Source organism: Streptomyces sp. NPDC002018 (genome assembly GCF_042890865.1).
Lineage (GTDB): Bacteria > Actinomycetota > Actinomycetes > Streptomycetales > Streptomycetaceae > Streptomyces.
In genome coordinates this window covers 234,262-260,182 of sequence record NZ_JBIASO010000009.1, presented here as the reverse complement: position 1 = coordinate 260,182, position 25,921 = coordinate 234,262, and the positions used below count along the sequence as shown (strand labels likewise).

The 25,921-nt window shown below is 70.6% G+C and carries 21 protein-coding genes; 5 read left to right on the top strand and 16 right to left on the bottom strand.

Annotation, left to right across the window (positions count from 1 at the left end):
• Nucleotides 1-36 precede the first annotated feature (36 nt).
• Both ACFYYH_RS17585 and ACFYYH_RS17580 read right to left on the bottom strand, forming a co-directional pair.
• On the bottom strand, nt 37-459 hold the full coding sequence (locus ACFYYH_RS17585) for a hypothetical protein (RefSeq protein ID WP_388551520.1): 423 nt from the start codon (nt 457-459) through the stop codon (nt 37-39).
• 118 nt (nt 460-577) lie between these two features.
• On the bottom strand, nt 578-1,525 hold the full coding sequence (locus ACFYYH_RS17580) for a heme o synthase (RefSeq protein WP_388551518.1): 948 nt from the start codon (nt 1,523-1,525) through the stop codon (nt 578-580).
• A gap of 306 nt (nt 1,526-1,831) precedes the next feature.
• Here ACFYYH_RS17580 and tkt point away from each other — a divergent pair, with 306 nt between their 5' ends.
• From tkt to pgl, 5 genes are read left to right on the top strand one after another with little or no spacing between them, the layout of a single operon-like run.
• Nucleotides 1,832-3,907, top strand: a complete 2,076-nt coding sequence (gene tkt, locus ACFYYH_RS17575; RefSeq protein ID WP_388551516.1) for a transketolase — start codon at nt 1,832-1,834, stop codon at nt 3,905-3,907.
• Between the two features lie 34 nt (nt 3,908-3,941).
• The gene (tal, locus tag ACFYYH_RS17570; RefSeq protein WP_388551514.1) at nt 3,942-5,060 is read left to right on the top strand and encodes a transaldolase; all 1,119 of its coding nucleotides are present in this window, start codon (nt 3,942-3,944) and stop codon (nt 5,058-5,060) included.
• 5 nt (nt 5,061-5,065) lie between these two features.
• Entirely contained in the window at nt 5,066-6,598 is a 1,533-nt protein-coding gene (gene zwf, locus ACFYYH_RS17565) for a glucose-6-phosphate dehydrogenase (protein ID WP_388551512.1), read from the top strand.
• The gene (gene opcA, locus ACFYYH_RS17560) at nt 6,595-7,623 is read left to right on the top strand and encodes a glucose-6-phosphate dehydrogenase assembly protein OpcA (protein ID WP_388551510.1); all 1,029 of its coding nucleotides are present in this window, start codon (nt 6,595-6,597) and stop codon (nt 7,621-7,623) included. The genes zwf and opcA overlap by 4 nt, the downstream gene beginning before the upstream one ends.
• Nucleotides 7,620-8,402, top strand: coding sequence for a 6-phosphogluconolactonase (pgl, locus tag ACFYYH_RS17555; protein ID WP_388551508.1), 783 nt, complete (start codon nt 7,620-7,622; stop codon nt 8,400-8,402). The genes opcA and pgl overlap by 4 nt, the downstream gene beginning before the upstream one ends.
• A gap of 206 nt (nt 8,403-8,608) precedes the next feature.
• On the opposite strand, the gene ACFYYH_RS17550 is transcribed toward pgl, so the two are convergent.
• The 14 genes from ACFYYH_RS17550 to ACFYYH_RS17485 all read right to left on the bottom strand — a co-directional run bounded on the left by ACFYYH_RS17550 (nt 8,609) and on the right by ACFYYH_RS17485 (nt 25,575).
• Nucleotides 8,609-10,228, bottom strand: a complete 1,620-nt coding sequence (locus ACFYYH_RS17550) for a PH domain-containing protein (protein WP_388551506.1) — start codon at nt 10,226-10,228, stop codon at nt 8,609-8,611.
• Nucleotides 10,225-10,722 (bottom strand): PH domain-containing protein, encoded by a 498-nt coding sequence (locus ACFYYH_RS17545; RefSeq protein ID WP_388551504.1) that lies wholly within the window; start codon nt 10,720-10,722, stop codon nt 10,225-10,227. The genes ACFYYH_RS17550 and ACFYYH_RS17545 overlap by 4 nt, the downstream gene beginning before the upstream one ends.
• Nucleotides 10,723-10,726: 4 nt before the next feature.
• A complete protein-coding gene (gene pgi / locus ACFYYH_RS17540; protein ID WP_388551705.1) occupies nt 10,727-12,379 on the bottom strand; it encodes a glucose-6-phosphate isomerase in 1,653 nt (550 codons plus the stop codon).
• A 271-nt stretch (nt 12,380-12,650) separates the two neighbouring features.
• Entirely contained in the window at nt 12,651-12,986 is a 336-nt protein-coding gene (locus ACFYYH_RS17535; RefSeq protein ID WP_003976875.1) for an RNA polymerase-binding protein RbpA, read from the bottom strand.
• Nucleotides 12,987-13,158: 172 nt separating this feature from the next.
• A complete protein-coding gene (gene secG / locus ACFYYH_RS17530) occupies nt 13,159-13,389 on the bottom strand; it encodes a preprotein translocase subunit SecG (protein ID WP_046495616.1) in 231 nt (76 codons plus the stop codon).
• Between the two features lie 157 nt (nt 13,390-13,546).
• Nucleotides 13,547-14,323, bottom strand: a complete 777-nt coding sequence (gene tpiA / locus ACFYYH_RS17525) for a triose-phosphate isomerase (protein ID WP_388551503.1) — start codon at nt 14,321-14,323, stop codon at nt 13,547-13,549.
• 7 nt (nt 14,324-14,330) lie between these two features.
• Nucleotides 14,331-15,542 carry a phosphoglycerate kinase gene (locus tag ACFYYH_RS17520; protein WP_388551501.1) on the bottom strand — a complete coding sequence of 404 codons (1,212 nt, stop codon included), beginning with the start codon at nt 15,540-15,542 and terminating at the stop codon, nt 14,331-14,333.
• A 125-nt stretch (nt 15,543-15,667) separates the two neighbouring features.
• On the bottom strand, nt 15,668-16,672 hold the full coding sequence (gene gap, locus ACFYYH_RS17515; protein WP_382859351.1) for a type I glyceraldehyde-3-phosphate dehydrogenase: 1,005 nt from the start codon (nt 16,670-16,672) through the stop codon (nt 15,668-15,670).
• Between the two features lie 179 nt (nt 16,673-16,851).
• Nucleotides 16,852-19,803: a M14 family zinc carboxypeptidase gene (locus tag ACFYYH_RS17510; RefSeq protein WP_388551499.1), complete on the bottom strand. Its 2,952-nt coding sequence runs from the start codon at nt 19,801-19,803 to the stop codon at nt 16,852-16,854.
• Between the two features lie 175 nt (nt 19,804-19,978).
• A complete protein-coding gene (gene whiA, locus ACFYYH_RS17505; RefSeq protein WP_046495602.1) occupies nt 19,979-20,968 on the bottom strand; it encodes a DNA-binding protein WhiA in 990 nt (329 codons plus the stop codon).
• On the bottom strand, nt 20,959-21,993 hold the full coding sequence (yvcK, locus tag ACFYYH_RS17500; RefSeq protein ID WP_388551497.1) for a uridine diphosphate-N-acetylglucosamine-binding protein YvcK: 1,035 nt from the start codon (nt 21,991-21,993) through the stop codon (nt 20,959-20,961). Before yvcK ends, whiA begins: the two co-directional genes overlap by 10 nt.
• Nucleotides 21,990-22,931 carry an RNase adapter RapZ gene (gene rapZ / locus ACFYYH_RS17495; protein WP_388551495.1) on the bottom strand — a complete coding sequence of 314 codons (942 nt, stop codon included), beginning with the start codon at nt 22,929-22,931 and terminating at the stop codon, nt 21,990-21,992. The genes yvcK and rapZ overlap by 4 nt, the downstream gene beginning before the upstream one ends.
• A complete protein-coding gene (gene uvrC, locus ACFYYH_RS17490; RefSeq protein ID WP_388551493.1) occupies nt 22,924-25,038 on the bottom strand; it encodes an excinuclease ABC subunit UvrC in 2,115 nt (704 codons plus the stop codon). Before uvrC ends, rapZ begins: the two co-directional genes overlap by 8 nt.
• Before the next feature lie 108 nt (nt 25,039-25,146).
• Nucleotides 25,147-25,575 carry a Rieske (2Fe-2S) protein gene (locus ACFYYH_RS17485; RefSeq protein WP_388551492.1) on the bottom strand — a complete coding sequence of 143 codons (429 nt, stop codon included), beginning with the start codon at nt 25,573-25,575 and terminating at the stop codon, nt 25,147-25,149.
• Nucleotides 25,576-25,921: the final 346 nt, after the last annotated feature.

Sequence of the window (25,921 nt, the reverse complement as noted above, 5' to 3'; positions counted from 1 at the left end):
GGCCCCGGCGCGGGTGCCGTGTCAGCGGCTCCCGTATCAGCCGCCGAGCTGGATCCCGGCCATCCGCTTCCACTCGTACGGACCAGTGCGGACCTTGGCCGCCAGTTCCCCGTCGAAGGACTCGTGCAGGGTGAGTCCGGCCTTCTGGGCGGCGCTGCGGGCGACGGCGTGGGTGGGGGCGACGAGATCGCCCCAGCCGCCGTCCTCGCCCACGAGCACGATGCGGGTGCCCGCCTGTCCGAGGTACGCGAGCCGGCCCTCCGCGCCGCCGTGCCGCCGGGCGAAGGCGTTGATCTGCCGGGCCAGCCGCGCGGCCCTGCGCTCCGCGCGCGCCGCCCGCCGGTCCGGGGCCGCCTCGGCCTCACCGCTCGGGGCGCTCTCGCCGCTCGGCGCGCTCTCGCCGCCCGGGGCGCTCCCGCCACTCTCGTCGCTCTGGTCAACCTGCTGGGTCTCTGCCATGAACTCGATGCTACCCACGGGTAGATCAACGGGCGACGGGCGGGACGCGTGGCCTGTGCCACGCGTCCCGCCCGTGCGGACAGCGTCCAGGGCCTCCCTTGGCGGAGGAAGGGCCTCCCTAGCGCAGGAAGGGATCCACCGCCACCGCCACGAAGAGCAGCGACACATAGGTGATGGACCAGTGGAACAGCCGCATCTCCTTCAGCTTGCCGCCGGTCTCACCGGCCCTGGCGCGTGACTGGAGTCCGTGCGCCTCCCACAGCCACCAGCCGCCCGCCGCCAGCGCCACCGTCGTGTAGAACCAGCCGGTGTACCCCAGCGGGGTGAGCAGCAGCGAGACGACGACCATCACCCAGCTGTAGAGGACGATCTGCCGGGCCACCACACGGTTGGTCGCGACGACCGGGAGCATCGGCACGCCCGCGCGCACGTAGTCCTCCTTCACCTTCATCGACAGCGGCCAGTAGTGCGGCGGCGTCCAGAAGAAGATGACGAGGAAGAGGATGACGGCGGCCCAGGACATCGAGTTGGTGACGGCGGACCAGCCGATCAGCACCGGCATACAGCCGGCGATGCCGCCCCAGACGATGTTCTGCGCGGTACGGCGCTTGAGGATCATCGTGTAGACGACGACGTAGAAGAGGAGCGCGCCCAGCGAGAGCGCCGCCGAGAGCCAGTTGACCAGGAAGCCGAACCAGAGTGTCGAGACCACGGTCAGGGTGAGGCCGAAGACCAGCCCCTCGCGCGGCGAGACCATGCCGGTCACCAGGGGACGCCGCGCGGTGCGGTCCATCAGCGCGTCGATGTCGCGATCGATGTACATGTTCAGCGCGTTGGCGCCCCCGGCGGAGAGATAGCCGCCGACACACGTAGTGACCACCAGCCACAGATCCGGCACGCTTCGGGCGGCCAGGAACATCACCGGTACGGTGGTGATGAGCAGCAATTCGATGATCCGCGGCTTGGTCAGCGCCACGAACGCTTTGACACGGGCCCCGAACGGCCGATGGCCCCCCGGGCTCGGAGTCTGGACGACCCCTGCGGGTCGGGACTCGACGGCCGTCACGCACACCCCTGACAGAGAAATCCCAGCAAGCTCCGGGCGTGCAGCCCCGGTGAAGACTTGCGCGTACCACGCCACTCTAGACGTTGCCCAGACGCCGATCTTCGCGGGGGTGGGTGGTCCGTGAAGCGTGCCGGGCACCCCCTCGGAAGGGTCCGTACGCCTCGCCGGGAGGCGAAGTCCACATGTGCGTCGCACCCTGGTTACGCACGGGAAAGGTTGGGTGAGGCTACGAGGGTAGGCTCGACAGCGAACCGGTGCGCCCTCAGACACCGGGACTGGACATGTGGAGAGGAGCCCTGACTCAGGGTGAGCACCAAGCCGACCACGACAGACCTCGAGTGGACCGAATTGGACCGCCGGGCGGTGGACACCGCTCGCGTCCTGGCCATGGATTCCGTACAGAAGGTCGGCAACGGCCATCCCGGTACGGCCATGAGCCTGGCCCCTGCCGCCTATGTGCTCTTCCAGAAGCTCATGCGGCACGACCCCGCCGACGCCCAGTGGACCGGCCGTGACCGGTTCATCCTCTCGGCGGGCCACTCCAGCCTGACTCTCTACATCCAGCTCTTCCTGGCCGGGTACGGCCTGGAGCTGAGCGATCTGGAGTCGTTCCGCACCTGGGGTTCGAAGACCCCGGGCCACCCGGAGTACCGGCACACCATCGGCGTCGAGACCACCACCGGCCCGCTCGGCCAGGGTGTCGCGAACGCGGTGGGCATGGCGATGGCCGCCCGGTACGAGCGCGGTCTGTACGACCCGGACGCCCCGGCGGGCTCCTCCCCGTTCGACCACACCATCTGGGCGATCGCCGGTGACGGCTGTCTCCAGGAGGGCGTCTCCGCCGAGGCGTCGTCGCTGGCGGGCCACCAGAAGCTGGGCAATCTGGTGCTGCTCTGGGACGACAACCACATCTCGATCGAGGGCGACACGGAGACCGCGGTCTCCGAGGACACCCTCAAGCGGTACGAGGCGTACGGCTGGCACGTCCAGCGCGTCGAGCAGCTCCCCAGCGGCGATCTGGACCCGGCCGGTCTGTACCGGGCGCTGAAGGCCGCGCAGGCCGAGACGGAGCGTCCCTCCTTCATCGCGGCCCGCTCGATCATCGCCTGGCCCGCCCCGCACGCGCAGAACACCGAGGCCGCGCACGGCTCGGCGCTCGGCGACGCGGAGGTCGCGGCCACCAAGAAGGTCCTCGGCTTCGACCCGGACAAGTCCTTCGACGTCGCGGAGGAGGTGCTCGCGCACACCCGTGAGGCGCTCGACCGGGGCCGTGAGATCCGCGGCGAGTGGGAGAAGTCCTTCGCCGCGTGGCGCACCGCCAACCCGGAGCGCGCGGCGACCTTCGACCGGATCAGGGCCGGTGAACTCCCGGCGGGCTGGGAGGAGAAGCTCCCCGCGTTCGAGGCCGGCAAGTCGGTCGCCACGCGTGCCGCGTCCGGCAAGGTGCTCCAGGCGCTCGGCGCGGTCATCCCCGAGCTGTGGGGCGGCTCCGCGGACCTGGCGGGCTCGAACAACACCACCATCGACAAGACGTCGTCGTTCCTCCCCGCGGACAACCCGCTGCCGGGCGCGGACCCGTACGGCCGCACGGTGCACTACGGCATCCGCGAGCACGCCATGGGCTCGACGATGAACGGCATCGCGCTGCACGGCAACACCCGTATCTACGGCGGCACTTTCCTGGTGTTCTCCGACTACATGCGTCCGGCGGTGCGGCTCGCGGCCCTGATGGGGGTGCCCGTCACCTATGTATGGACGCATGACTCGATCGGTCTGGGCGAGGACGGTCCGACCCACCAGCCGGTCGAGCACCTCTCCGCGCTGCGTGCCATCCCGGGGCTGAACATCGTCCGTCCGGCCGACGCCAACGAGACGGCGATCGCCTGGCGCGAGATCCTGCGGCGCCACGACAAGGGCGCTCCGCACGGTCTGGCGCTGACCCGGCAGGGCGTGCCGACGTACGCGCCCAACGACGAGGCCGCCAAGGGCGGTTATGTGCTGTTCGAGGCCGAGGGCGGTGCTCCCGAGGTCGTGCTGATCGGCACGGGTTCCGAGGTGCAGCTCGCCGTGGCGGCGCGTGAGCAGCTCCAGGCCGACGGCATCCCGACCCGGGTGGTCTCGATGCCTTCGGTCGAGTGGTTCGACGAGCAGGACCAGACGTACAAGGACAGTGTTCTGCCGCCTTCCGTGACGGCGCGGGTGGCGGTCGAGGCCGGCATCGGACTGACCTGGTACCGGTACGTGGGCCGGCGGGGCCGCATCGTGTCGCTGGAGCACTTCGGCGCTTCGGCCGACGCCAAGGTCCTCTTCCGTGAGTTCGGCTTCACCGCGGAGGCGGTTGCCACCGCGGCCCGGGAATCTCTGGCGGATTCGGCGCGCTGACGCCCGTATACGAACAGTAGGAGATGCAACTCTCATGACTGACGCACTCAAGCGCCTCTCCGACGAAGGCGTGGCGATCTGGCTCGACGACCTGTCGCGCACGCGCATCACGTCCGGCAATCTGGCCGAACTGATCGACCAGCAGCATGTGGTGGGGGTGACCACCAACCCGTCGATCTTCCAGAAGGCGATCTCCCAGGGCGAGGGGTACGACGCCCAGCTCGCCGATCTCGCGGTCCGCAGGGTCACCGTCGAGGAGGCCGTCCGCATGATCACCACGGCGGACGTCCGGGACGCCGCCGACATCCTGCGGCCGGTCTTCGACGAGACACAGGGCCAGGACGGCCGGGTCTCCATCGAGGTCGACCCGCGCCTGGCGCACAACACCGCGGCGACCATCGCCGAGGCCAAGCAGCTCGCCTGGCTGGTGGACCGCCCGAACACCCTGATCAAGATCCCGGCGACGGAGGCCGGTCTCCCGGCCATCACCGAGACCATCGGCCGGGGCATCAGTGTCAATGTCACACTGATCTTCTCCCTGGAGCGGTACCGCAAGGTGATGGACGCCTATGTCTCGGGTCTGGAGAAGGCCAAGGCGGCCGGTCTCGATCTCTCCAAGATCCACTCGGTGGCGTCCTTCTTCGTGTCCCGGGTGGACACCGAGATCGACAAGCGGCTCGACGCGCTGGGCACGCCGGAGGCCAAGGAGGCCCGCGGCAAGGCGGCCCTGGCCAACGCGCGGCTCGCCTACGAGGCGTACGAGGAGGTCTTCTCCTCCGACCGCTGGGCGGCCCTGGACCGGGCGCAGGCCAACAAGCAGCGTCCGCTGTGGGCCTCGACCGGTGTGAAGGACCCGGCCTACAAGGACACGCTGTACGTCGACGAGCTGGTCGCACCCAACACGGTGAACACCATGCCGGAGGCGACCCTCGACGCCGCCGCCGACCACGGCGCCATCACCGGTGACACGGTGCGCGGCACGTACGACCAGGCACGCGCGGATCTGGAAGCCGTCGCGAAGCTGGGCATCTCGTACGACGACGTCGTGCAGGTGCTGGAGGACGAGGGCGTCGAGAAGTTCGAGGCGTCCTGGAACGACCTGCTCAAGTCGACCGAGGCGGAGCTGAAGCGCCTCGCCCCTTCGGAGGGCTGATTTCCTTGACCGCAACCCACGGAGCGAACCCGCTCCGTGACGCCGCGGACCGACGGCTCCCGCGTATCGCGGGGCCGTCGGGCCTGGTCATCTTCGGTGTCACGGGCGATTTGTCCCGCAAAAAGCTGATGCCCGCCATCTATGACCTGGCCAACCGCGGTCTGCTGCCGCCGGGCTTCTCGCTCGTCGGTTTCGCCCGCCGTGAGTGGAAGGACGAGGATTTCGCGCAGGAGGTGCACGACGCCGTCAAGGAGCACGCGCGCACGCCGTTCCGTGAGGAGGTCTGGCAGCAGCTCATCCAGGGGATGCGCTTCGTCCAGGGCGACTTCGGCGACGACGAGGCGTTCGAGAATCTCAAGGCGACGATCGACGATCTCGACAAGACGCAGGGCACCGGCGGCAACTTCGCGTTCTATCTCTCCGTACCGCCCAAGTTCTTCCCGCAGGTCGTCCAGCAGCTCAAGAAGCACGGGCTGGCGGACCAGAAGGAGGGCTCCTGGCGGCGGGCGGTCATCGAGAAGCCGTTCGGCCACGATCTGACCTCGGCGCAGCAGCTCAACAAGGTCGTCCACGAGGTCTTCCCGTCCAACGAGGTCTTCCGGATCGACCACTACCTGGGCAAGGAGACCGTCCAGAACATTCTGGCGCTGCGGTTCGCCAACACCCTCTTCGAGCCGATCTGGAACCGCTCGTACGTCGACCATGTCCAGATCACCATGGCCGAGGACATCGGCATCGGCGGCCGGGCCGGGTACTACGACGGCATCGGCGCCGCGCGCGATGTCATCCAGAACCACCTCCTCCAGCTCCTCGCGCTGACCGCCATGGAGGAGCCCGCCTCCTTCGACGCGGACGCGCTGGTCGCGGAGAAGACCAAGGTGCTGGGCGCCGTGCGGCTGCCGAAGGACCTGGCCACGGGCACGGTGCGCGGGCAGTACGCGGCGGGCTGGCAGGGCGGCGAGAAGGCCGTCGGCTATCTGGAGGAAGAGGGGATCGACAGCAGGTCGAAGACCGACACCTATGCCGCGGTGAAGCTGGAGATCGACAACCGCCGCTGGGCGGGCGTGCCGTTCTATCTGCGCACCGGAAAGCGGCTCGGCCGCCGGGTCACCGAGATCGCGCTGGTCTTCCAGCGCGCTCCGCACTCCCCCTTCGACCACACCTCCACGGAGGAGCTGGGCCAGAACGCCCTGGTCATCCGGGTCCAGCCGGACGAGGGCGTGACCATGCGGTTCGGCTCCAAGGTGCCGGGCACCTCGATGGAGGTGCGGGACGTCTCGATGGACTTCGCGTACGGCGAGTCCTTCACGGAGTCCAGCCCCGAGGCGTACGAGCGGCTCATCCTCGATGTGCTGCTCGGCGACTCGAACCTCTTCCCGCGCGTGGAGGAGGTCGAGCTGTCCTGGAAGATCCTCGACCCGATCGAGGACTACTGGGAGAAGCACGGCAGGCCCGCGCAGTACGAGTCCGGGACCTGGGGTCCGGTCGAGGCGGACGAAATGCTCGCACGAGACGGACGGAGCTGGCGTCGGCCATGAAGATCGACCTTACGGACACCACATCCAGCAAGATCAACAAGGCGCTGGTGCAGGGGCGTCGGGCGATCGGCACGCCCGCCGTCGGCATGGTGCTCACCCTGGTCATCGTCACCGACGAGGAGAACCAGTACGACGCGCTCAAGGCCGCCGACGAGGCGTCCCGCGAGCACCCCTCGCGCAAGCTGGTCGTCGTCAAGCGGGTCTCCCGCTCGGCGCGCGACCGGTCCAGGGCGCGGCTGGACGCCGAGGTACGGGTGGGCGCGGACGCGGGCACCGGTGAGACGGTCGTGCTGCGGCTGTACGGCGAGGTCATCGACCACGCCCAGTCGGTGGTGCTGCCGCTGCTGCTGCCCGACGCCCCGGTCGTGGTGTGGTGGCCGGTGAACGCGCCGGTCGACCCGGCCAGGGACGCGCTGGGCAAGCTGGCGCAGCGCCGCGTGACGGACACGCACGCGGCGGAGAACCCGACCGACGAACTGACCTCGCGCGCCGACACGTACACCCCGGGCGACACCGATCTGGCCTGGACCCGGATCACGCCCTGGCGTTCGATGCTGGCCGCCGCGCTGGACCAGGTGGACTGCGCGGTCACCTCGGTGGAGGTGGAGGGCGAGCAGCACAATCCGAGCTGTGAGCTGCTCGCCATGTGGCTCGCGGACCGGCTGCATGTGCCGGTGCGGCGCGCCGTCTCCTCGGGGCCTGGGCTCACGGCCGTACGGATGGAGACCACCTGCGGCCCGATCAGCCTGCACCGGGCGGACGGCTCGCTGGCGACCCTCTCCATCGACGGGCAGCCGGACCGCGCGGTGGCGCTGAAGCGCCGGGAGACCTCGGAGCTGATCGCGGAGGAGCTGCGCCGGCTGGACCCGGACGACATCTACGCGTCGGCGCTGCGGTTCGGGGTGGAGCGGCTGGGCGACGGCGCCGAGCCGGCGGTCGCGGCCGCGACGTCCGGTGCCTCGGGCGGTACGGCCACGAGCGCCCCCGCGAAGAAGGCTCCGGCCAAGAAGGCGGCGTCCAAGTGAGTGTCCCGCAGGTGGTCGTCCACCGGGACAAGGAGCTGATGGCGCAGGCCGCGGCGGCCCGGCTGATCACGAAGATCGTGGACGCCCAGGCCGCGCGGGGCTCCGCCTCGGTGGTCCTGACGGGCGGGCGCAACGGCAACGGGCTGCTGGCCGCGCTGTCGGCGGCGCCGGCCCGGGACGCGGTCGACTGGTCGCGGCTGGACCTGTGGTGGGGCGACGAGCGCTTCCTGCCGGAGGGCGACCCGGAGCGGAACATCACCCAGGCCCGGCAGGCGCTGCTCGACTCGGTGCCGGTGGATCCGTCCCGGGTGCACGCCATGCCGGCCTCGGACGGTCCGTACGGCAGCGATGTGGAGGCCGCGGCCGCGGCGTACGCCACCGCGCTGGCCGCGGCGTCACGGCCGGAGGACCACGGTCCCGTGCCGACGTTCGACGTCCTGCTGCTGGGGGTCGGACCCGACACGCATGTCGCGTCGCTCTTCCCCGAGCTGCCCGCCGTACGGGAGACCGAGCGCACGGTGGTCGCCGTGCACGGCGCTCCCAAGCCCCCGCCGACCCGGGTCTCGCTCACCCTGCCCGCGATCCGCGCGGCGCACGAGGTGTGGCTGCTCGCGGCGGGCGAGGACAAGGCGAAGGCGGTGGAGATCGCCCTCTCGGGCGCCGGGGAGATCCAGGCCCCGGCGGCGGGCGCGTACGGCAGGAGCCGCACGCTGTGGCTGCTGGACGCGGCGGCGGCCTCGGGGCTGCCGCGCGGCCTCTACCCGCCGGCCTCGGCCTGACGGCCACCCGGCTGGGTCCTCGAAGGCCCGGACCGCCTCGCACAGGCGGTCCGGGCCTTCGCACGTCCGGGCCTCCGCACGTCCGGGCCTCCATCCGGGCCTCCGCAGGTCCGGGCCTCCTCCTCCCCTCCCCCGTCCCGTCCCGCCCGCCGAGTGTGGTCGGGCGGGACGGGGGGAGGCCCGACAGTCGGGCGGGGGCGCTCGGCTCAGGGGCGGGGTCCGGGGCGTTCCTCCACGGCTCCGCCGGATTCCACGCGTGTCAGAAAGGGCTCCAGAAGGCCGGGGACGGCCTCCGCCGCGAAGGCCAGGCCCTCCCCCTCCGCCGTGTCGTACACGTGGTACGCGCCGTCTCCCGCGGCCGTCGTCGCCGTCACGGTCAGCAGTCCCGCCCGGCGCTGGAAGGAGGACTGCCGGATGGTCCAGCCGGTCACCCCGGCGCGCTGGAGGGCGACGGTCGTACGGCGCAGCGTGCCCGAACGGGTCACCAGATAGGCGCCGCCGAGGCCATGGCCCAGATTGCGGTACGCGTCGAGCGCGAGCAGCACGGCGACCGGCACCAGGACCACCGCGACCGCCGCCGCGACGGTGAGCAGCACCTCGGTCAGCAGCAGACCGAGGACCGCGAGGAGCGCCGGCGGCAGCAGCGCGGCGGACAGCGCCCAGCGCAGCCGGCGCGCACGGGCCGCGCGGGGGTGCGGGACCAGCCGGACCGTCCGGGTCGGGGACACGGGCTCGCGCAGTATCCGCGCCGCCACCTCGTCCGCGACCGCGCGCGGCGCGGGAGGCAGCAGGCTCTTCTGCTCGGCCTGCTGTTCCTCCTCGTCGTGGGCGAGCCCGGTGGCGACCGCGTCCAGCCTGGCCGCTCCGGCCAGCCGGACGCCGAGCGGCTCGACCAGCTCCACCCCGCGCAGCCGCCGCTCCTCGATGGAGACGGAGCGGGAGGTGAACAGCCCGCGCCGGACCCGCAGGGTGCCCCCGGGCTCCCGTTCCAGCCGGTAGTTCCACCACATCTCGATCCAGAGGGCGAGGGCGCCGACGACCCCCGCGATCCCCGCCAGCACCAGGAACCCGGCGAGCAGCACGATCCCCCAGACGGGGGAGATGCCCCGCAGATGGCCGCCCACCCAGTCGATCACCCGGTCCTGTACGCCGAACCACTCGCTGAGCTGGAAGAGTCCGCCGACGCCCGCTCCGGCCAGCGCCAGGCTGAGGAAGGAGAGCGGCGCGTACCGTATCCAGCCGGGGTCGAACGCCGCCAGCACGCCGTCGCCGGTGTCCTCGGACGTACGGGGCACCCGGCCCAGCAGTTCCGTACGGAGCCGTTCGCCCTCGGCCCTGGTGACCGGGTCCAGTTCGAGCGTGGACTCGCCGCCGGTCTGCTCCCCGGTCCCTATCCGGACCTTGACCAGCCCGAGCAGCCGCAGCAGCAGGTTGGCCGTCAGATCGACCGTACGTATCCGTTCACGGGCCAGCGAGCGCCGTTTGACCAGGAAGAGACCCGTGTGCAGTTCCGCGCGCTCGGGCCCCGTGCGGTAGCGGGTGCGGCGCCAGCGGACGTAGTCCCCGCCCGTACCGCAGACGATCAGCAGCACGGCCCCCGTCAGGACCCAGGCGAGCGTCTCGCCGAGCGGGAGCCTGCCCGCCAGCCCCACGCCGACCGGCACCCCGGTGCCCACCACGACCCCCGCCATGACCACGGCGGTGACCAGCAGGGTGCGCCGGTCGAGGCGCCGCCAGACCTCCTCGGCCGCCTCCCCGGGGGCCCGCGCCTCCCGCACGCCCTCCCCCAGGGCCCGCGCCTCGCCCTCGCCCGGGGACTCGCTCATGTGGCGTCCCCGGGCGTGGCCTCGGTGATCCGCGTGAGCCGCTCGGCCAGCTCCGCGGCCAGCTCGTGGTCGAGCCCCCCGATGCGCAGCGCGCCCTTCGAGGACGCGGTGGTGACGATCACCGTGGAGAGCCGGAAGAGCTGCTCCAGCGGACCGCGCACGGTGTCCACGGTCTGTATCCGGGACATCGGCGCGATCCGCCACTCCTGCCAGAAGAAGCCGGTACGGACGTAGACCGCCTCCTCCGTCACCTCCCAGCGGTGCACCCTGAACCACCACACGGGTATCAGCGCCGCGCAGGCGAGGCCGAGCACCGCCAGGACGGCGGCGGGGACCAGCAGCCAGGGCCGTGCGGGGGCGATGAACGCCCCCAGCACGGCCAGTACCCCGGCCACGGCCACGGTCAGCGCCAGCCACTGCACGCGCCACCAGCCGATGGCGCGCCCGTTCAGTGTGTTCTGGGGCGGCCGGAGCCGCCGCGCCCCCTCCTCCACCGGCTCAGCGGCCGCGCAGGGAGCGGTACGTGGCGACCAGCGCCGCGGTCGACCCGTCGAGCCCGTCGCCCGGCTCCTCGCCGGTGAGCACGGGCTCGATCCGCTTGGCGAGCACCTTGCCCAGCTCCACACCCCACTGGTCGAAGGAGTCGATGTTCCAGACGGCTCCCTGGACGAAGACCTTGTGCTCGTACAGCGCGATGAGCTGGCCCAGTACGGACGGGGTGAGTTCCTCGGCGAGGATCGTGGTCGTCGGGTGGTTGCCGCGGAACGTCTTGTGCGGCACCAGCTCCTCCGGCACACCCTCGGCGCGTACCTCCTCGGGCGTCCTGCCGAAGGCGAGCGCCTGGGTCTGCGCGAAGAAGTTGGCCATCAGCAGATCGTGCTGCGCGGCCAGACCGGGCCGCAGATCGTCCACGGGCCGGGCGAAGCCGATGAAGTCGGCCGGGATGACCTTGGTGCCCTGGTGGATCAACTGGTAGTACGCGTGCTGTCCGTTGGTGCCCGGGGTGCCCCAGACCACGGGTCCGGTCTGCCAGTCGACCGGCCGGCCCTCCCGGTCCACCGACTTGCCGTTGGACTCCATGTCGAGCTGCTGGAGATACGCCGTGAACTTCGACAGATAGTGGCTGTAGGGCAGGACCGCGTGCGACTGGGCGTCGAAGAACGATCCGTACCAGACGCCCAGCAGCCCCAGCAGCAGGGGCGCGTTGGCCTCGGGCGGCGCGGTACGGAAGTGCTCGTCGACCAGATGGAAACCGTCGAGCATCTCGCGGAACCGGTCGGGACCGATCGCGATCATCAGCGAGAGCCCGATGGCCGAGTCGTACGAGTAGCGCCCGCCGACCCAGTCCCAGAACTCGAACATGTTGGCCGTGTCGATCCCGAACTCGGTGACCTTCTCCGCGTTGGTGGAGAGCGCCACGAAGTGCTGGGCGACGGCCTCCTGCCCGGCGCCCAGACCGGTCAGCAGCCAGTCGCGGGCGGAGGTGGCGTTGGTGATGGTCTCGATGGTGGTGAAGGTCTTGGACGCGATGATGAACAGCGTCTCGGCCGGGTCCAGGTCCCGTACGGCCTCGTGCAGATCCGCGCCGTCCACATTGGAGACGAAGCGGACCGTGAGGTCGCGGTCGGTGAAGGACCGGAGCGCCTCGTAGGCCATCGCGGGACCGAGGTCGGAGCCGCCGATACCGACATTGACCACGTTCTTGATGGGACGCCCGGTGTGACCGGTCCACTCACGGGACCTGATCCGGTCGGCGAACGCGCCCATCCTGTCCAGCACGGCGTGCACCGCAGGGACGACGTTCTCCCCGTCCACCTCGATGACGGCGTCGCGCGGGGCGCGCAGCGCCGTGTGCAGGACGGCGCGGTCCTCGGTGGTGTTGATCTTCTCCCCGCGGAACATGGCGTCCCGCAGCTCCGTCACCCCGGTCGTCGCGGCCAGCTCACGGAGCAGTGTCAGCGTCTCGTCCGTCACCAGGTGCTTGGAGTAGTCCAGGTGGAGGTCGCCCACCCGGAGGGTGTAGGTGGTGCCGCGCGCCGGATCGGCGGCGAACAGCTCCCGCAGATGCGTCTGCCCGAGCTGTTCACGGTGTTTGCCGAGCGCGTTCCACTCGGGCGTCCGGTTGAGCCTGGTACGGCCTTCTGCGTTCATCTCGGACATCGGTCCACTTCTTCTCGTGCCTGCGTGCATGCCTGCGTGCGTGCCTGCGTGCCCTGCTGCCCGACCAAACCTATGCGATCGAGGTGGCCACGAGGCGACGGCCGCCACGGAGAGCCGGACCCGGGACGACCGGAGCCCGGGGAACGGCACGGACCCGGCGCACAAACGGACCGGCCGGGCACTGGTCGAGTGCCCGGCCGGTCCGAAGTGTGTCCAGATCTCGAAGTGTGTCTGGTCTCGATGTGTCTGGATCCCGGTGTGTCTAGATCTCGCCGCGCAGTTTGGCGAGCGCCTCGGCGAGGATCGCCTCGCCGTCGGCGTCGCTGCGTCGCTCCCGTACATAGGCGAGGTGCGTCTTGTACGGCTCGGTACGCGGCGGGTCCGGCGGATTGTCCCGGTCCTGACCGGCCGGGAATCCACAGCGCGGGCAGTCCCACGTCTCCGGAACCTGTGCGTCACTGGCGAAGCTCGGCTGCGTCTCGTGCCCGTTGGAGCACCAGAAGGAGATGCGCAGGCGGGGCGCGGACTCGCCACGCTCGGCCTCACCCATCGGCCCCGCTCCGACCCGGCTTCCCCGGATCGCGTTGCCACTTGCCACGGTCGTAACTCCCTGCGTGATGGTGCCGCAAAGCATCGATAGGCAGCTCCGCTGCCGGGCGCCCCAGTCTACGTAAGGCCCAACGCGCGTCCAGTGAAGGGAGTTACCCCCCTGCCGCCCGGCGCGGACCCCCATGATAGGCCGCGCCCGCGGCGCCGTACCGTACGTGTGCCTAGCTGTCCAGCTTCAGCAGCAGACCAAGCACCACAATGCACGCGAACCACAGCAGACCGACAACAACGGTGATGCGGTCGAGGTTACGCTCGGCGACCGAGGAGCCGCCGACGGACGACTGCATTCCGCCACCGAACATGTCGGAGAGGCCGCCGCCCTTCCCCTTGTGCATCAGCACGAGCAGCATCATCAGCAGGCTGAAGACGATGAGGGCGATCGAGAACCCCATAACCACGGCTGGACCAACTTCCTCGGGACGGACAGAACCGGCAGGGCTGTGAGTCAGACCAACGGTTCTGATACGGACTGCGGGGACCCGCCGGGAGATGTTCCACCGTCCCGGGCCGGCCCCCGCAAGGGTACGACGGATCCGTGCTACCGCATACTTACTGGTCCCGGAACCTGACGATCTTGACGAACTCGTCGGCGTCCAGCGCGGCGCCGCCCACCAGGGCGCCGTCCACATCGGGCTGGGTCATGATCGCGGCGACGTTCCCGGACTTGACCGAGCCGCCGTACTGGATCCTGACCTGGTCGGCCAGCTCCTGGGAGTACAGCTCGGCCAGCCGGCCGCGGATCGCCCCGCAGACCTCCTGGGCGTCCTCGGGGGTGGCGACCTCGCCGGTGCCGATGGCCCACACCGGCTCGTACGCGATCACCACGGTCCCTGCCTGCTCGGCCGGGATGTCCTTGAGGCCCCCGTCGAGCTGGCTCAGGGTGTAGGAGACCTGGTCACCGGCCTTGCGGATGTCCAGGCCCTCGCCCACGCAGAGGATCGGGGTCAGCCCGTGCCGGAACGCGGCCTTGACCTTGGCGTTGCAGATCTCGTCCGTCTCGGCGTGGTACTGCCGGCGCTCGGAGTGGCCCACGGCGACATAGGCACACTTCAGCTTGGACAGCATCGGGCCCGAGATCTCGCCGGTGTACGCGCCGGAGTCGTGCGCCGAGATGTCCTGGGCACCGTACTTGATCTTGAGTTTGTCGCCGTCGACCAGGGTCTGCACGGACCGCAGATCGGTGAAGGGCGCCAGTACGGCGACCTCGACGGCGTCGTAGTCCTTGTCCGTCAGCGCGAAGGCGAGCTTCTGGACATGGGCGATGGCCTCCAGGTGGTTGAGGTTCATCTTCCAGTTGCCCGCCATCAGCGGGGTACGGGTGCTCATATGCGGGTCAGTCCTCCAGTGCGGCGAGGCCGGGAAGCGTCTTGCCCTCGAGATATTCGAGGCTGGCACCGCCACCGGTCGAAATATGGCCGAATGCGTTCTCGTCGAAGCCCAGGATGCGGACGGCGGCGGCGGAGTCACCACCGCCGACGACGGAGAAGCCCGGGGAGTCGACGAGCGCCTGGGCGACGGCCCGGGTGCCCTCGGCGTAGTCGGGGTGCTCGAAGACGCCCATGGGGCCGTTCCAGAAGACGGTCTCGGCGTCGCGGAGCTTCGAGGCGTACAGCCGGCCGGTTTCGGGGCCGATGTCCAGGCCCATCTTTCCGGCCGGGATGGCGTCCGCGGCCACCGTGTCGGGGTGTGCGGGCGCCTTGGTCCTGAGGTCCGGGAACTCGGCCGCGACCAGGACGTCCACGGGGAGCACGAACTCCACCCCGCGCTCGTCGGCCCGCTTCAGATACTCCTGGACGGCCGGGATCTGGTCCTCCTGGACCAGCGAGGAGCCGATCTCGTGGCCCTGCGCCCTGAGGAAGGTGAAGACCATGCCACCGCCGATCAGGATGCGGTCGGCCTTCTCCAGGAGATGGTCGATGACCCCGAGCTTGTCGGAGACCTTGGCGCCGCCGAGGACGACGGCGTAGGGCCGCCGGACCTCGTCCGTGAGCTTCCTGAGCACGGCGACCTCGGTGGCGATCAGTCCGCCCGCGGCGTGCGGCAGACGGGCCGGGAGGTCGACGACCGAGGCGTGCTTGCGGTGGACCGCGCCGAAGCCGTCCCCCACGTAGAGATCGGCCAGCCCGGCGAGCTGGTCGGCGAAGGCGCCGCGCTCGGCGTCGTCCTTCGAGGTCTCGCCCGGATTGAAGCGCAGGTTCTCGATGACGGCGACCCGGCCGTCGGCCAGGCCCGCGACGACGGCCTTGGCGGAGTCGCCCACGGTGTCGGTCGCGAACGCCACGTCGGCGCCGAGGAGTTCACCGAGGCGCGCGGCGGCGGGGGCGAGGGAGAAGGCGGGGTCGGGGGCGCCCTTGGGGCGGCCCAGGTGGGAGGCGACGATCACCCGGGCGCCGGCCTCGGCGAGCCGGGCGACCGTCGGCAGGACGGCCCTGATCCGGCCGTCGTCGGTGATGGTGGTGCCGTCGAGCGGCACATTGAGGTCGGCACGGACGAATACCCGCTTGCCGCCGACCCCTTCGGCGAGAAGTTCGTCGATCGTCTTCATCTGCTGCTGGACTCCTTGGGATGTCTGGACAGGCCGACAGGGCTCGAACGGCGCAGCGTGTGCGCCGACCGAGCCCTGTCGCTCATACCGAGTTGCCTACCGGCCCTGAACTCAGGGGCCCTGGATCAGAGCTGGCCGCCGACGAAGACGGTCAGGTCGACCAGACGGTTGGAGTAGCCCCACTCGTTGTCGTACCAGCCGATGACCTTGACGTTCTTGCCCTGGACCATGGTCAGGGAGGAGTCGAAGGTGCAGGAGGCGGGCCAGTTGACGATGTCCGAGGAGACGATCGGGTCCTCGGTGTAGTCCAGGATGCCCTTGAGCTGGCCCTCGGCGGCCTTCTGGAACGCGGTGTTGACCTCGTCCTTGGTCACCTCGCGCTCCAGCTCGATGACCAGGTCGGTGACGGAGCCCGTCGGGACCGGGACACGCATCGCGATGCCGTCGAGCTTGCCCGCCAGCTCCGGGATCACCAGCGCGGTGGCCTTGGCGGCACCGGTGGTGGTCGGAATGATGTTCTCGGCGGCGGCGCGGGCACGGCGCAGGTCGCTGTGCGGGAAGTCCAGGATGCGCTGGTCGTTCGTGTACGCGTGGACCGTGGTCATCATGCCCTTGACGATGCCGAAGTTCTCCAGGAGAACCTTGGCCATCGGCGCCACACAGTTGGTGGTGCAGGAGGCGTTGGAGATGATGTGGTGGCTGGCCGCGTCGTACTTGTCCTGGTTGACGCCCATCACGATGGTGATGTCCTCGTCCTTGGCCGGAGCCGAGATGAGGACCTTCTTGGCGCCGCCGGCGATGTGCTTCGCGGCGTCGGCCTTCTTCGTGAAGATACCGGTCGACTCGATGACGATGTCGACGCCCAGCTCGCCCCAGGGGATGTCGGCCGGGTTGCGCTCGGAGAGCACCTTGATCGTGTGGCCGTCGACGGTGATCGTGTCGGCGGTGTGGGTCACCTCGGCCTTGAGGCGCCCCAGAATCGTGTCGTACTTCAGAAGGTGTGCCGTGGTCGCAGTGTCACCCAGGTCGTTGACAGCCACGATCTCGATGTCTGCACCCTGCTCCAGCAGCGCGCGGAAGTAGTTACGACCGATGCGGCCAAAGCCGTTGATGCCTACGCGGATCGTCACGAACCGATCTCCTCGTTAGGTACGCCGGGTTTCGACGCCGGCGAGTTGTATGGGATGTCCCCGACCGCTTATGACCCTACCTCTCCACGGCGCGCGTGGTGACATCGAGTGGCCCTGCGAGCCGACGGTGGCCCGTACCCGCGAGTACGGGTACGGGCCACCGCGTGCGGCCGTGCGGATCAGTGCCGCAGGGCCCGCAGCGCCTTGCCCAGCAGCGCCGCGCGCTCCGCCGTGTCCGGTACGTGTTCCAGACCGAAGCCGAGCAGGACGGTGTCACGCGTCGTGACCGACGCGTAGGACTTGAAGAGCTCCTGGGCGCGTGCCCAGTCCCCCTCCACCACCGGGCTGCCCTCCGGCGCGCCCGGGGTGGCCCAGACGCCCAGCGAGGTCTCGAAGCCCTCGGACGCCTGCTCCACGCCGCCCACGGCGAGGCGCGCGTCGTCCACGAAGAGCCCGCGCCCGCCGCTGCCCGGGTCGGTGATGTAGCTGAGCGACAGCTCGGCCTTGGTGCCCGCGTAGGCGCTCAGGTCGAAGGCGACCTGACGCCACCCGTTCGAGGTGCCGGTGAAGCTGTTCCACGCGCCGGTGGTGCCGGTGGCGGTGCAGCCGTCGTCCCCGAGGGTGAGATAGCGGCCCAGGAACGGATGGGCGTTGAGGAAGAACCCGGCCTCGCACTCGGCGGGGACGGCGGTGCCGGTGGCGCCGCCGGCCTCGGGCAGGGTGGTCCAGTCGTCGGCCCCCGCGGTGTGGGCCTCCAGGACCGCGTGGTCGTACTCGGGCTCGGTGTTCCAGTTGAGCGCGAGCCGCAGCTCCGGCTTGTCCGCCGCGCTGACACCGGTCAGATCGACGGTACGGGTGAGCCGGCGCCAGGCGTTGTCCGCGTGACTGGCGGCGGCCATCCACACGCCCGCGTAGGGCGCGTACGGGTTGGCGATCCCGGTGTACGCGCCGCCCTGCGCGCTCCTGAACTGCGGGAACGTCTTCGGGTCCAGGGTGTCGGAGGTGACCGTGTAGCCGCCCGCCGCGTTCAGCGGGTTGCCCGGTGCCGCGCCGAGCGCTCCGGACACTCCCGAGAGCGCTCCGGCGCCGCCGAAGCCGGCGGGGCCCGCGATGGACGTCCGTCCGTACGCGCCCAGGTAGTACTGGCTGAAGTCGTTGGTCTGCGCCCGGCCGACCCGGGCGTTCCCGCCGGCCTGCTCACCGGCCTCGATCAGCTTGCCGCCCTCGTTGAGGAAGTCGCGCACGGCGATCTGGGTCGGCCCGCCGGGGGCCACGGCTCCGGTGTAGTGGACCACGGTGGAGAAGTGGCTGAGGACACCCAGCGCGTGCGGTGCGCCCTGGGCGGCCACGTCCCAGACGACGGCGGTACGGCCGTTGGCGCGCAGGGCGTCGGTGTAGGCGCGGGTCTGCTGGGCGGGTGCGCCCTCCTCGGCGATCACGAGTGTGTCGGCGCGGGGGCGTTCGGCCACGGTGTAGGTGAAGTGCTCGCTGGCGACGGACTTCCCCTTCGCGGTCCGGCCGGTGAACCAGACCTCGACCGTGTCACCGGGATCGGCGTCCTCGACCTCGGCGCGGTACTGGTCGAAGTGGAGGTTGTCCTCGCCGCCGTAGGTCTCGCCGCCCTTCCAGGCCCTGAGGTTCTCGTCCTGCGTACGCCCGCCGTTGATCCGGTACTTCAGCTCCTTGTCACGGACCGACTTGCGGGCGGTGACGGAGACCTCCTGGTCGGCGCCGCGCGCGTACGAGGTGGTGAACGGGTCGACGGTGAAGTCGGGGGCGGTCAGTCCGACCGAGGAGACGGGCTGGTCGGGGTGGGCGGCGGTCTCGGCGACGGAGAGCGCGAAGGGGACGTTCTTGGCGAACTCCTCCTGGATCAGCTTCTCGTCGTCGGGGAAGTTGAAGCCGGAGCGGCAGTCCCGGGCCTCCCACGCGTCACCGGGGTCGAGGTCGGAGGCCGTCTGGCAGGTGGTCATCTCCGGGGTGAACATCATCGTTCCGTTGACGTTCGCCGCGTGGCCGTCGGCCTCACCGTTGGTGGTGTACAGCTCGGAGGAGACCTGCGGGTAGTAGCCCGGGACGGCGGAGTTCTCGGGCGTGCCCGCGAGCGCCTGGTAGAGCACGTCGTCGGGGGTCGGGGTGGCGACCTGCCAGCCCACGCCGTAGAGGAGCAGTTCGGCGGCGGAGTGGTAGTTGATCCCGTACTCGAAGCCGATGCGCTTCTCGAACCGGTCGATCGCCTGTGTCTCGGGCTCGGAGTTGGGGCCCGCGCCGCGGTAGGTCTCGTTCGCGGGCTGCGGGGACGAGCCCTCGTCGTCGTAGCCCCACTTGTACGCGAAGTTCCGGTTGAGGTCGACACCGTCGCCGGAGGTGATCTGTCCGTCCCCGTTGACGTCACGGAGGTTCTTGCGCCAGAGCCGGGCGCTGTCCGAGCCGTGGGTGTAGTCGTACCCGTCCGGGTTGGCGGAGAGCACGAACCACAGCTCGGTGGAGTCCACGATCTTCGTGATCCGTGGGTCCTTGCCGTAGTTGTCGACATAGTGGTGCATCAGCCGGCGCGTCATCTCGGGAGTGATCCACTCCCGCGCATGCTGGTTCGACATGTAGAGCACGGACGGCTTGGCCCCGTCCTTGGTGGTGCGCGCGCCCTTGCTGACCTTGAGCGCGAGGATGTCCTGTCCCTGGACGGTCTTCCCGATGGAGACGACCTTGGTGATACGGGGGTTGGCCTGCCCGGTCCCGACGATCTCCTCCTGGAGATTGCCCTCGCCGCTGTACGGGCGGAAGACCCCGTCGCCCGCGGCCCGCGTCCGGGCCGTGGCCTTCGCGGGGACCGTGCGCTCGGTGACCTCGACGCCCTGCTTCTCCAGGGCGCGTGCCTGGGCGTCGGTGAGGAACAGCTCGACCTTCGCGGTCCCCTTCTCGGGGGCCCGTTCGGTGAGTTCATGGGCGTCCTGGCCCGCCGAGAGAAGCAGCGGTATCTGCTCCTGGGTGACCTCGGCGTCGAAGACCTTCACCGCGTCCGCGCCGGCGGCGGACTCCGGTCCCGGCCGTGCCTGGGCGGCGGGCGCCGCCGTCACACCGGCCAGCAGCAGTGCGCCTGCGGCGAGTACCGATCTCGCTCTACGTCTCATGTGCCCCTCTTGCTGTTGTCTGCCACGTCCGTGAACTGACGTCAGGCTGACCATGCTCCATGATCATGTCAAGTGCACTCTGAGGGCAGGTCAACATGCCTGCTGCCGGCACCTGTTCGGTACCGGCAGCGGGTGTGCGGGGCGAGTACGGCCGGAAGGGCGACGGCCGGCGGGCTCAGCCGACGAGACCGTCGGCCAGTTCCTCGCTCAGATTGGACTCCGTCCCCGGAATCCCCAGGTCCTGTGCGCGCTTGTCGGCCATGGCCAGCAGCCGGCGGATCCGGCCCGCGACCGCGTCCTTGGTCAGCGGCGGGTCGGCGAGCGCCCCCAGCTCCTCCAGGGAGGCCTGCTTGTGCTCCATCCGCAGCCGGCCGGCGGCGGCGAGATGCTCGGGCACCTCCTCGCCGAGGATCTCCAGCGCGCGCTGCACCCGGGCGCCTGCGGCGACCGCCGCACGGGCGGAGCGGCGCAGATTCGCGTCGTCGAAGTTGGCGAGGCGGTTGGCCGTGGCGCGGACCTCGCGGCGCATCCGCCGCTCCTCCCAGGCCAGCACCGACTCGTGCGCGCCGAGCCGGGTCAGCAGCGCGCCGATGGCGTCCCCGTCCCGTACGACCACCCGGTCGACGCCGCGCACCTCACGGGCCTTCGCGGCGATCTGGAGTCTGCGCGCGGCACCGACGAGCGCGAGGGCGGCCTCGGGACCCGGGCAGGTCACCTCCAGCGAGGAGGAACGGCCCGGCTCGGTGAGCGAGCCGTGCGCCAGGAACGCGCCGCGCCAGGCGGCCTCCGCGTCGCAGGTGGCCCCCGAGACCACCTGCGGCGGCAGCCCCCGGATCGGGCGTCCCCGGCCGTCGACCAGACCCGTCTGCCGGGCGAGCTGATCACCGCCGGTGATCACCCGTACGACGTAACGGCTGCCGCGGCGCAGCCCGCCGGGGGCCATCACCACCAGCTCGGAGTTGTGCCCGAAGATCTCCAGGATGTCCTTGCGGAGCCGGCGCGCGGCGATGCTGGTGTCCAGCTCCGCCTCGATCACAATGCGGCCGCTCACCAGGTGCAGCCCGCCCGCGAACCGAAGGATCGCCGAGACCTCCGCCTTCCTGCAGCACGTCCGGGTGACGGGGAGGCGGGCGATCTCGTCCTTCACCGCTGGCGTCATCGCCATGGGCCGATCCTTCCATGCATCCGAAAAATACGGTCGTACGCGGCTGCCAACAGCTCCGGATCGTGGACCGGCGAACTGTCGGGCGCTGCCACCGGCGCCAGCTCGACCGCGGCACCGAACCGTCTGGCGGCATCGGAGAGTGACTCACGGTCGGGCACGGCGGCCTTGTCGGCCAGCACCACGTCCAGGGCGAGTTTAGGGGCGTGTCGCCCCAAAACCTCCAAATGACGCTGCGGTGAGAAGCCATCGGTTTCACCGGGTTGCGGTGCGAGGTTCAGCGAGAGGACCCTGCGGGCCTTCGTCTCCATGAGCGCGTCGAGCAGCTCGGGCACCAGAAGGTGCGGGATCACCGAGGAGAACCAGGAGCCGGGACCGAGCACCACCCAGTCGGCGTCCCTGACCGCCGCGACGGCCTCGGGGACGGCGGGCGGGTCGTGCGGCACGAGATGCACCGACTGCACCTCGCCGGGGGTCAGCGCGACCGTCGCCTGGCCCCGCACCGTGTTCACCTCGTCGGGGTACGCCGGGTCATGGCCCCGTACGAGCGCCTGCAACTCCAGCGGCACGGCGGACATCGGCAGCACCCTGCCGTGGGCGCCGAGGAGCCTGCCGACCAGGTCGAGCGCCTGGACATGGTCGCCGAGCTGCTCCCAGAGGGCGACGATCAGCAGATTGCCCACCGCGTGCTCATGGAGGTCCCCCTGGGACTGGAAACGGTGCTGGATGACCCGCGCCCACGTCTGGCCCCAGTCGTCGTCGCCGCAGAGCGCCGCCAGGGCCTTGCGCAGATCACCGGGCGGCAGTACCCCCAGCTCCTCCCTGAGCCGCCCGCTGGAGCCCCCGTCGTCGGCGACGGTGACCACGGCGGTGAGATCGCCCGTGATGCGGCGAAGGGCCGCGAGAGAGGCGGACAGACCCATGCCGCCGCCGAGCGCGACGACCTTGGGCTGGGCGCCGCGCCCGCGCGCCGACAGCGCGGGGGCTCCCCTGCGCAGCCGGCGCATCCGCAAGGTGCGTCCGGTCACTCGCGCCCCATGTCCCGGTGGACGACGACGGTCTCGATTCCTTCGGAGGCGAGGCGGGCGGCGACCTTCTCGGACATGGCGACGGAGCGGTGCTTGCCGCCCGTACAGCCGACCGCGACGGTCACATACCGTTTGCCCTCGCGGCGATATCCGGTGGCGATGAGCTGGAGCAGCTCGGTGTAGCGGTCGAGGAACTCCTTGGCGCCCGGCTGGTTGAAGACATACGCGGACACCTCCTCGTTCAGTCCGGTGTACGGGCGCAGCTCCGGGACCCAGTGCGGGTTGGGCAGGAAGCGGCAGTCCACCACCAGGTCGGCGTCGACCGGCAGTCCGTACTTGTAGCCGAAGGACATCACCGTGGCCCGCAGCTCCGGCTTCTCGTCGCCGGCGAACTGGGCGTCCATCTTGGCGCGCAGCTCGTGCACGTTGAGGCTGGAGGTGTCGATCACCAGATCCGCGTCGCCGCGCAGCTCGCGCAGCAGATCGCGCTCGGCCTCGATGCCGTCCACGATCCGGCCGTCGCCCTGGAGCGGGTGCGGACGCCGCACGGACTCGAAGCGGCGGACGAGCGCCTCGTCGGAGGACTCCAGGAAGACGATCCGCCGGGTGACCTCCTTGGCGTCGAGGTCGGCGAGGGACTCGCGGAGGTTGTCGAAGAACCGCCTGCCGCGTACGTCCACGACGACGGCGATCCGCGCCACATTGCCCTGCGAGCGCGCGCCCAGCTCCACCATGGTGGGGATCAGCGCGGGCGGCAGGTTGTCCACGACGAACCAGCCGAGGTCCTCCAGGCATTTGGCGGCGGTGCTGCGGCCCGCGCCCGACATACCGGAGATGATCACCAGCTCGGGAATGGCCGTGTCGCCGGCGCTCTCACCGGCCTCCTTCGTGGTGCCCGTACTCACGTGCTCCGCTCCGTCCCGGTCGTGCTCAGTCATGCGTGCTGCCCCCGTCGTCTTCCATGATCTCTCCTGTTGCCGTGTTCACGGCGGGTGCCGGCGGGGCCGTCTTCGCGAGGGCCACGACGACGGACTCGGCCGTCTTGCGGCCCAGGCCCGGTACCTCGCAGATCTGGTCGATTGTCGCCTGCCGCAGCCGCTTCACCGAGCCGAAATGCTTGATGAGCGCCTGTTTGCGGGACTCGCCGAGGCCCGGGACATCGTCGAGCGGGCTGGTCCTGACGCGTTTGGCCCGCTTGGCCCGCTGATAGGTGATGGCGAAACGGTGTGCCTCGTCCCGTACCCGCTGGAGGAGGTAGAGACCCTCGCTGGAGCGGGGCAGTACGACCGGATCGTCGTCCCCGGGCAGCCAGACCTCTTCGAGGCGCTTGGCGAGACCGCAGACGGCGACATCGTCGATGCCCAGCTCGTCGAGGGCGCGCTTGGCCGCCGCGACCTGGGGCTGTCCGCCGTCGACCACGACGAGCTGGGGCGGGTAGGCGAAGCGCCTGGGCCTGCCGTCGTCGTCCCTGCCGGGCCCGCCGGCCGGCTCCTCGCCCGGGAGCGCCGGTACGGCCGTCACCCCGGGCGGTCCCGGCGGCGCGTGGTCCACGGAGCCCACCGGCGGCTCGCGGTCCGTGGCGTCCACCGCCGGCTCATCGTCCATACCGTGGCCGTCGGGCTGTTCGGGCCACTCGCCGGTCTGCTCCTTCTCCGAGAGATAGCGCCTGAAGCGACGGCCGATCACCTCGTGCATGGACCGGACGTCGTCCTGGCCCTCGAAGCCCTTGATCTGGAAGCGGCGGTACTCGCTCTTGCGCGCGAGGCCGTCCTCGAAGACCACCATCGACGCCACCACGTCGTCGCCCTGGAGATGCGAGATGTCGAAGCACTCGATCCGCAGGGGCGCGCTGTCCAGGGCGAGGGCCTCCGCGATCTCCTCCAGGGCGCGGGAGCGGGTGGTCAGATCGCTGGCGCGCTTGGTCTTGTGCAGGACGAGCGCCTGCTGCGCGTTGCGCCCGACCGTCTCCATCAGGTCCTTCTTGTCACCGCGCTGCGGAACGCGCAGCGAGACCTGGGCGCCACGGCGCTCGCTGAGCCACTGGGCGACGGCCTCGGCGTCCTCCGGCAGGGCGGGGACAAGCACCTCCTTGGGAACGGAGTCGCCGCGCTCCTCCCCGTAGAGCTGCTGGAGCGCGTGCTCGACCAGACCGGCCGTCTCCACGGCCTCGACCTTGTCGGTGACCCAGCCGCGCTGGCCACGGACCCGGCCGCCGCGGACATGGAAGATCTGCACGGAGGCTTCGAGTTCGTCCTCGGCGACCGCGATCAGGTCGGCGTCGGTGGCATCGGCGAGCACGACGGCGTTCTTCTCCATCGCGCGGCGCAGGGCGCCTATGTCGTCCCGGAGCCGGGCGGCCCTCTCGTACTCCATCTCCTCGGCGGCGGCCGTCATCTGCCGCTCCAGACGGCGGATGTACGTGCCGGTGCGGCCGGCCATGAAGTCGCAGAACTCCTCAGCCAGTTCGCGGTGCTCCTCGGGGGTGACCCGGCCGACACAGGGTGCCGAGCACTTGCCGATATAACCGAGCAGACAGGGCCGGCCGGTCCGCTCCGCGTTCTTGAACACGCCCGCGGAGCAGGTCCTCACGGGGAACACACGGAGCATCAGATCGACGGTCTCGCGGATCGCCCAGGCGTGTCCGTACGGTCCGAAGTAGCGCACGCCCTTCTTCTTGGCGCCGCGCATGACCTGGACGCGGGGGTACTTCTCGTTGAGCGTCACCGCGAGCGAGGGATAGCTCTTGTCGTCGCGGTACTTGACGTTGAAGCGGGGGTCGAACTCCTTGATCCAGGAGTATTCGAGCTGGAGCGCCTCGACCTCGGTGGAGACGACCGTCCACTCGACGGAGGCGGCCGTGGTGACCATGGAACGGGTGCGCGGATGCAGGCTCGCCAGGTCCTGGAAGTAGTTGGCGAGCCGCTGGCGCAGGCTTTTCGCCTTTCCGACGTAGATCACCCGGTGGTGATCGTCGCGGAACTTGTAGACCCCCGGCGAGTCGGGGATCTGTCCCGGCTTGGGGCGGTAGCTGGAGGGGTCGGCCATGCCGTCCACCCTACTGTCGGCGACGGACAGTGCGGCCTCGCCGGGGGTGCGGTACGCCCCGGAGGGCAGAGGCCGCTCTTGGCGGCCGTCGGACCTTCCCGGCGGCTCTCAGGCCCGGGGACCGGCGATGAGCCTGCCGCCCTCTGCCGTAATCGGCACCTCCGGCAGCGGTACGGTCGCCGGACCCTGGATCGCCCTGCCGGTGGTGACGTCGAACTTGCTGCCGTGGCAGGGACAGTCACCCACCGTGCCCTCCAGCTTCTCCAGGAGACAGCCCGCGTGGGTGCACTGGGCGCTGAACGCCCTGTACTCCCCGCGCGCCGGGCAGCTCACCACCAGACGCTGTTCACGGTAGAGCTTGGCGCCGCCGACCGGGATGTCCCGCGCCGCGCCCAGTTCGACGGCCGCGGTGGGCGTGGGGTCCTCCGCGTGCCCGAGCTTCGACTCGGTGGAACACGCCGCCATCCCCGCCCCCGCGACCCCGGCGAGCGCGACCCCCTTCAACACGGTACGGCGGGGCGCGGACGGGCCGGTCATGGTGTCTCCACAGGTCAGGGTGTCGCTGGCACAACCGACGATACCGGCCCCCACCGAAACCCCCCGTCCCGCACCGGCCCGACGACCGCCCCACGGACCGGGACCAGGGCCGAAGCCACGGCCGGGGCCCGAGACCGTGACCGCCGGGGCCGGAAGTCGGTCCCGGGGTCCGAGACCGGGCAGGATCCGAGGCCGGGGCACGACCATGCCCTCGGATCGGGACCCCGGCCCGAGGGCATGGCCCCTGAGCCGCTCCCGCGCTCGGCCCCGGGCGGCTGGGCCGGGGCCCGTAGCCGGAGCCAGGGCCCCGAAGCCAGAGCTGGGGCCCGAGGCTGTGGCCGCCGGG

Excerpts from the sequence above, each read along its gene's own strand:
- rapZ (WP_388551495.1), bottom strand. The coding sequence starts at position 22,931 with ATGACTGAGCACGACCGGGACGGAGCGGAGCACGTGAGTACGGGCACC.
- whiA (WP_046495602.1), bottom strand. The coding sequence starts at position 20,968 with ATGGCGATGACGCCAGCGGTGAAGGACGAGATCGCCCGCCTCCCCGTC.
- uvrC (WP_388551493.1), bottom strand. The coding sequence starts at position 25,038 with ATGGCCGACCCCTCCAGCTACCGCCCCAAGCCGGGACAGATCCCCGAC.
- pgi (WP_388551705.1), bottom strand. The coding sequence starts at position 12,379 with ATGAACGCAGAAGGCCGTACCAGGCTCAACCGGACGCCCGAGTGGAAC.
- ACFYYH_RS17550 (WP_388551506.1), bottom strand. The coding sequence starts at position 10,228 with ATGAGCGAGTCCCCGGGCGAGGGCGAGGCGCGGGCCCTGGGGGAGGGC.
- ACFYYH_RS17520 (WP_388551501.1), bottom strand. The coding sequence starts at position 15,542 with ATGAAGACGATCGACGAACTTCTCGCCGAAGGGGTCGGCGGCAAGCGG.
- ACFYYH_RS17585 (WP_388551520.1), bottom strand. The coding sequence starts at position 459 with ATGGCAGAGACCCAGCAGGTTGACCAGAGCGACGAGAGTGGCGGGAGC.
- ACFYYH_RS17510 (WP_388551499.1), bottom strand. The coding sequence starts at position 19,803 with ATGAGACGTAGAGCGAGATCGGTACTCGCCGCAGGCGCACTGCTGCTG.
- opcA (WP_388551510.1), top strand. The coding sequence starts at position 6,595 with ATGAAGATCGACCTTACGGACACCACATCCAGCAAGATCAACAAGGCG.
- ACFYYH_RS17485 (WP_388551492.1), bottom strand. The coding sequence starts at position 25,575 with ATGACCGGCCCGTCCGCGCCCCGCCGTACCGTGTTGAAGGGGGTCGCG.
- tpiA (WP_388551503.1), bottom strand. The coding sequence starts at position 14,323 with ATGAGCACCCGTACCCCGCTGATGGCGGGCAACTGGAAGATGAACCTC.
- tal (WP_388551514.1), top strand. The coding sequence starts at position 3,942 with ATGACTGACGCACTCAAGCGCCTCTCCGACGAAGGCGTGGCGATCTGG.
- secG (WP_046495616.1), bottom strand. The coding sequence starts at position 13,389 with ATGGGGTTCTCGATCGCCCTCATCGTCTTCAGCCTGCTGATGATGCTG.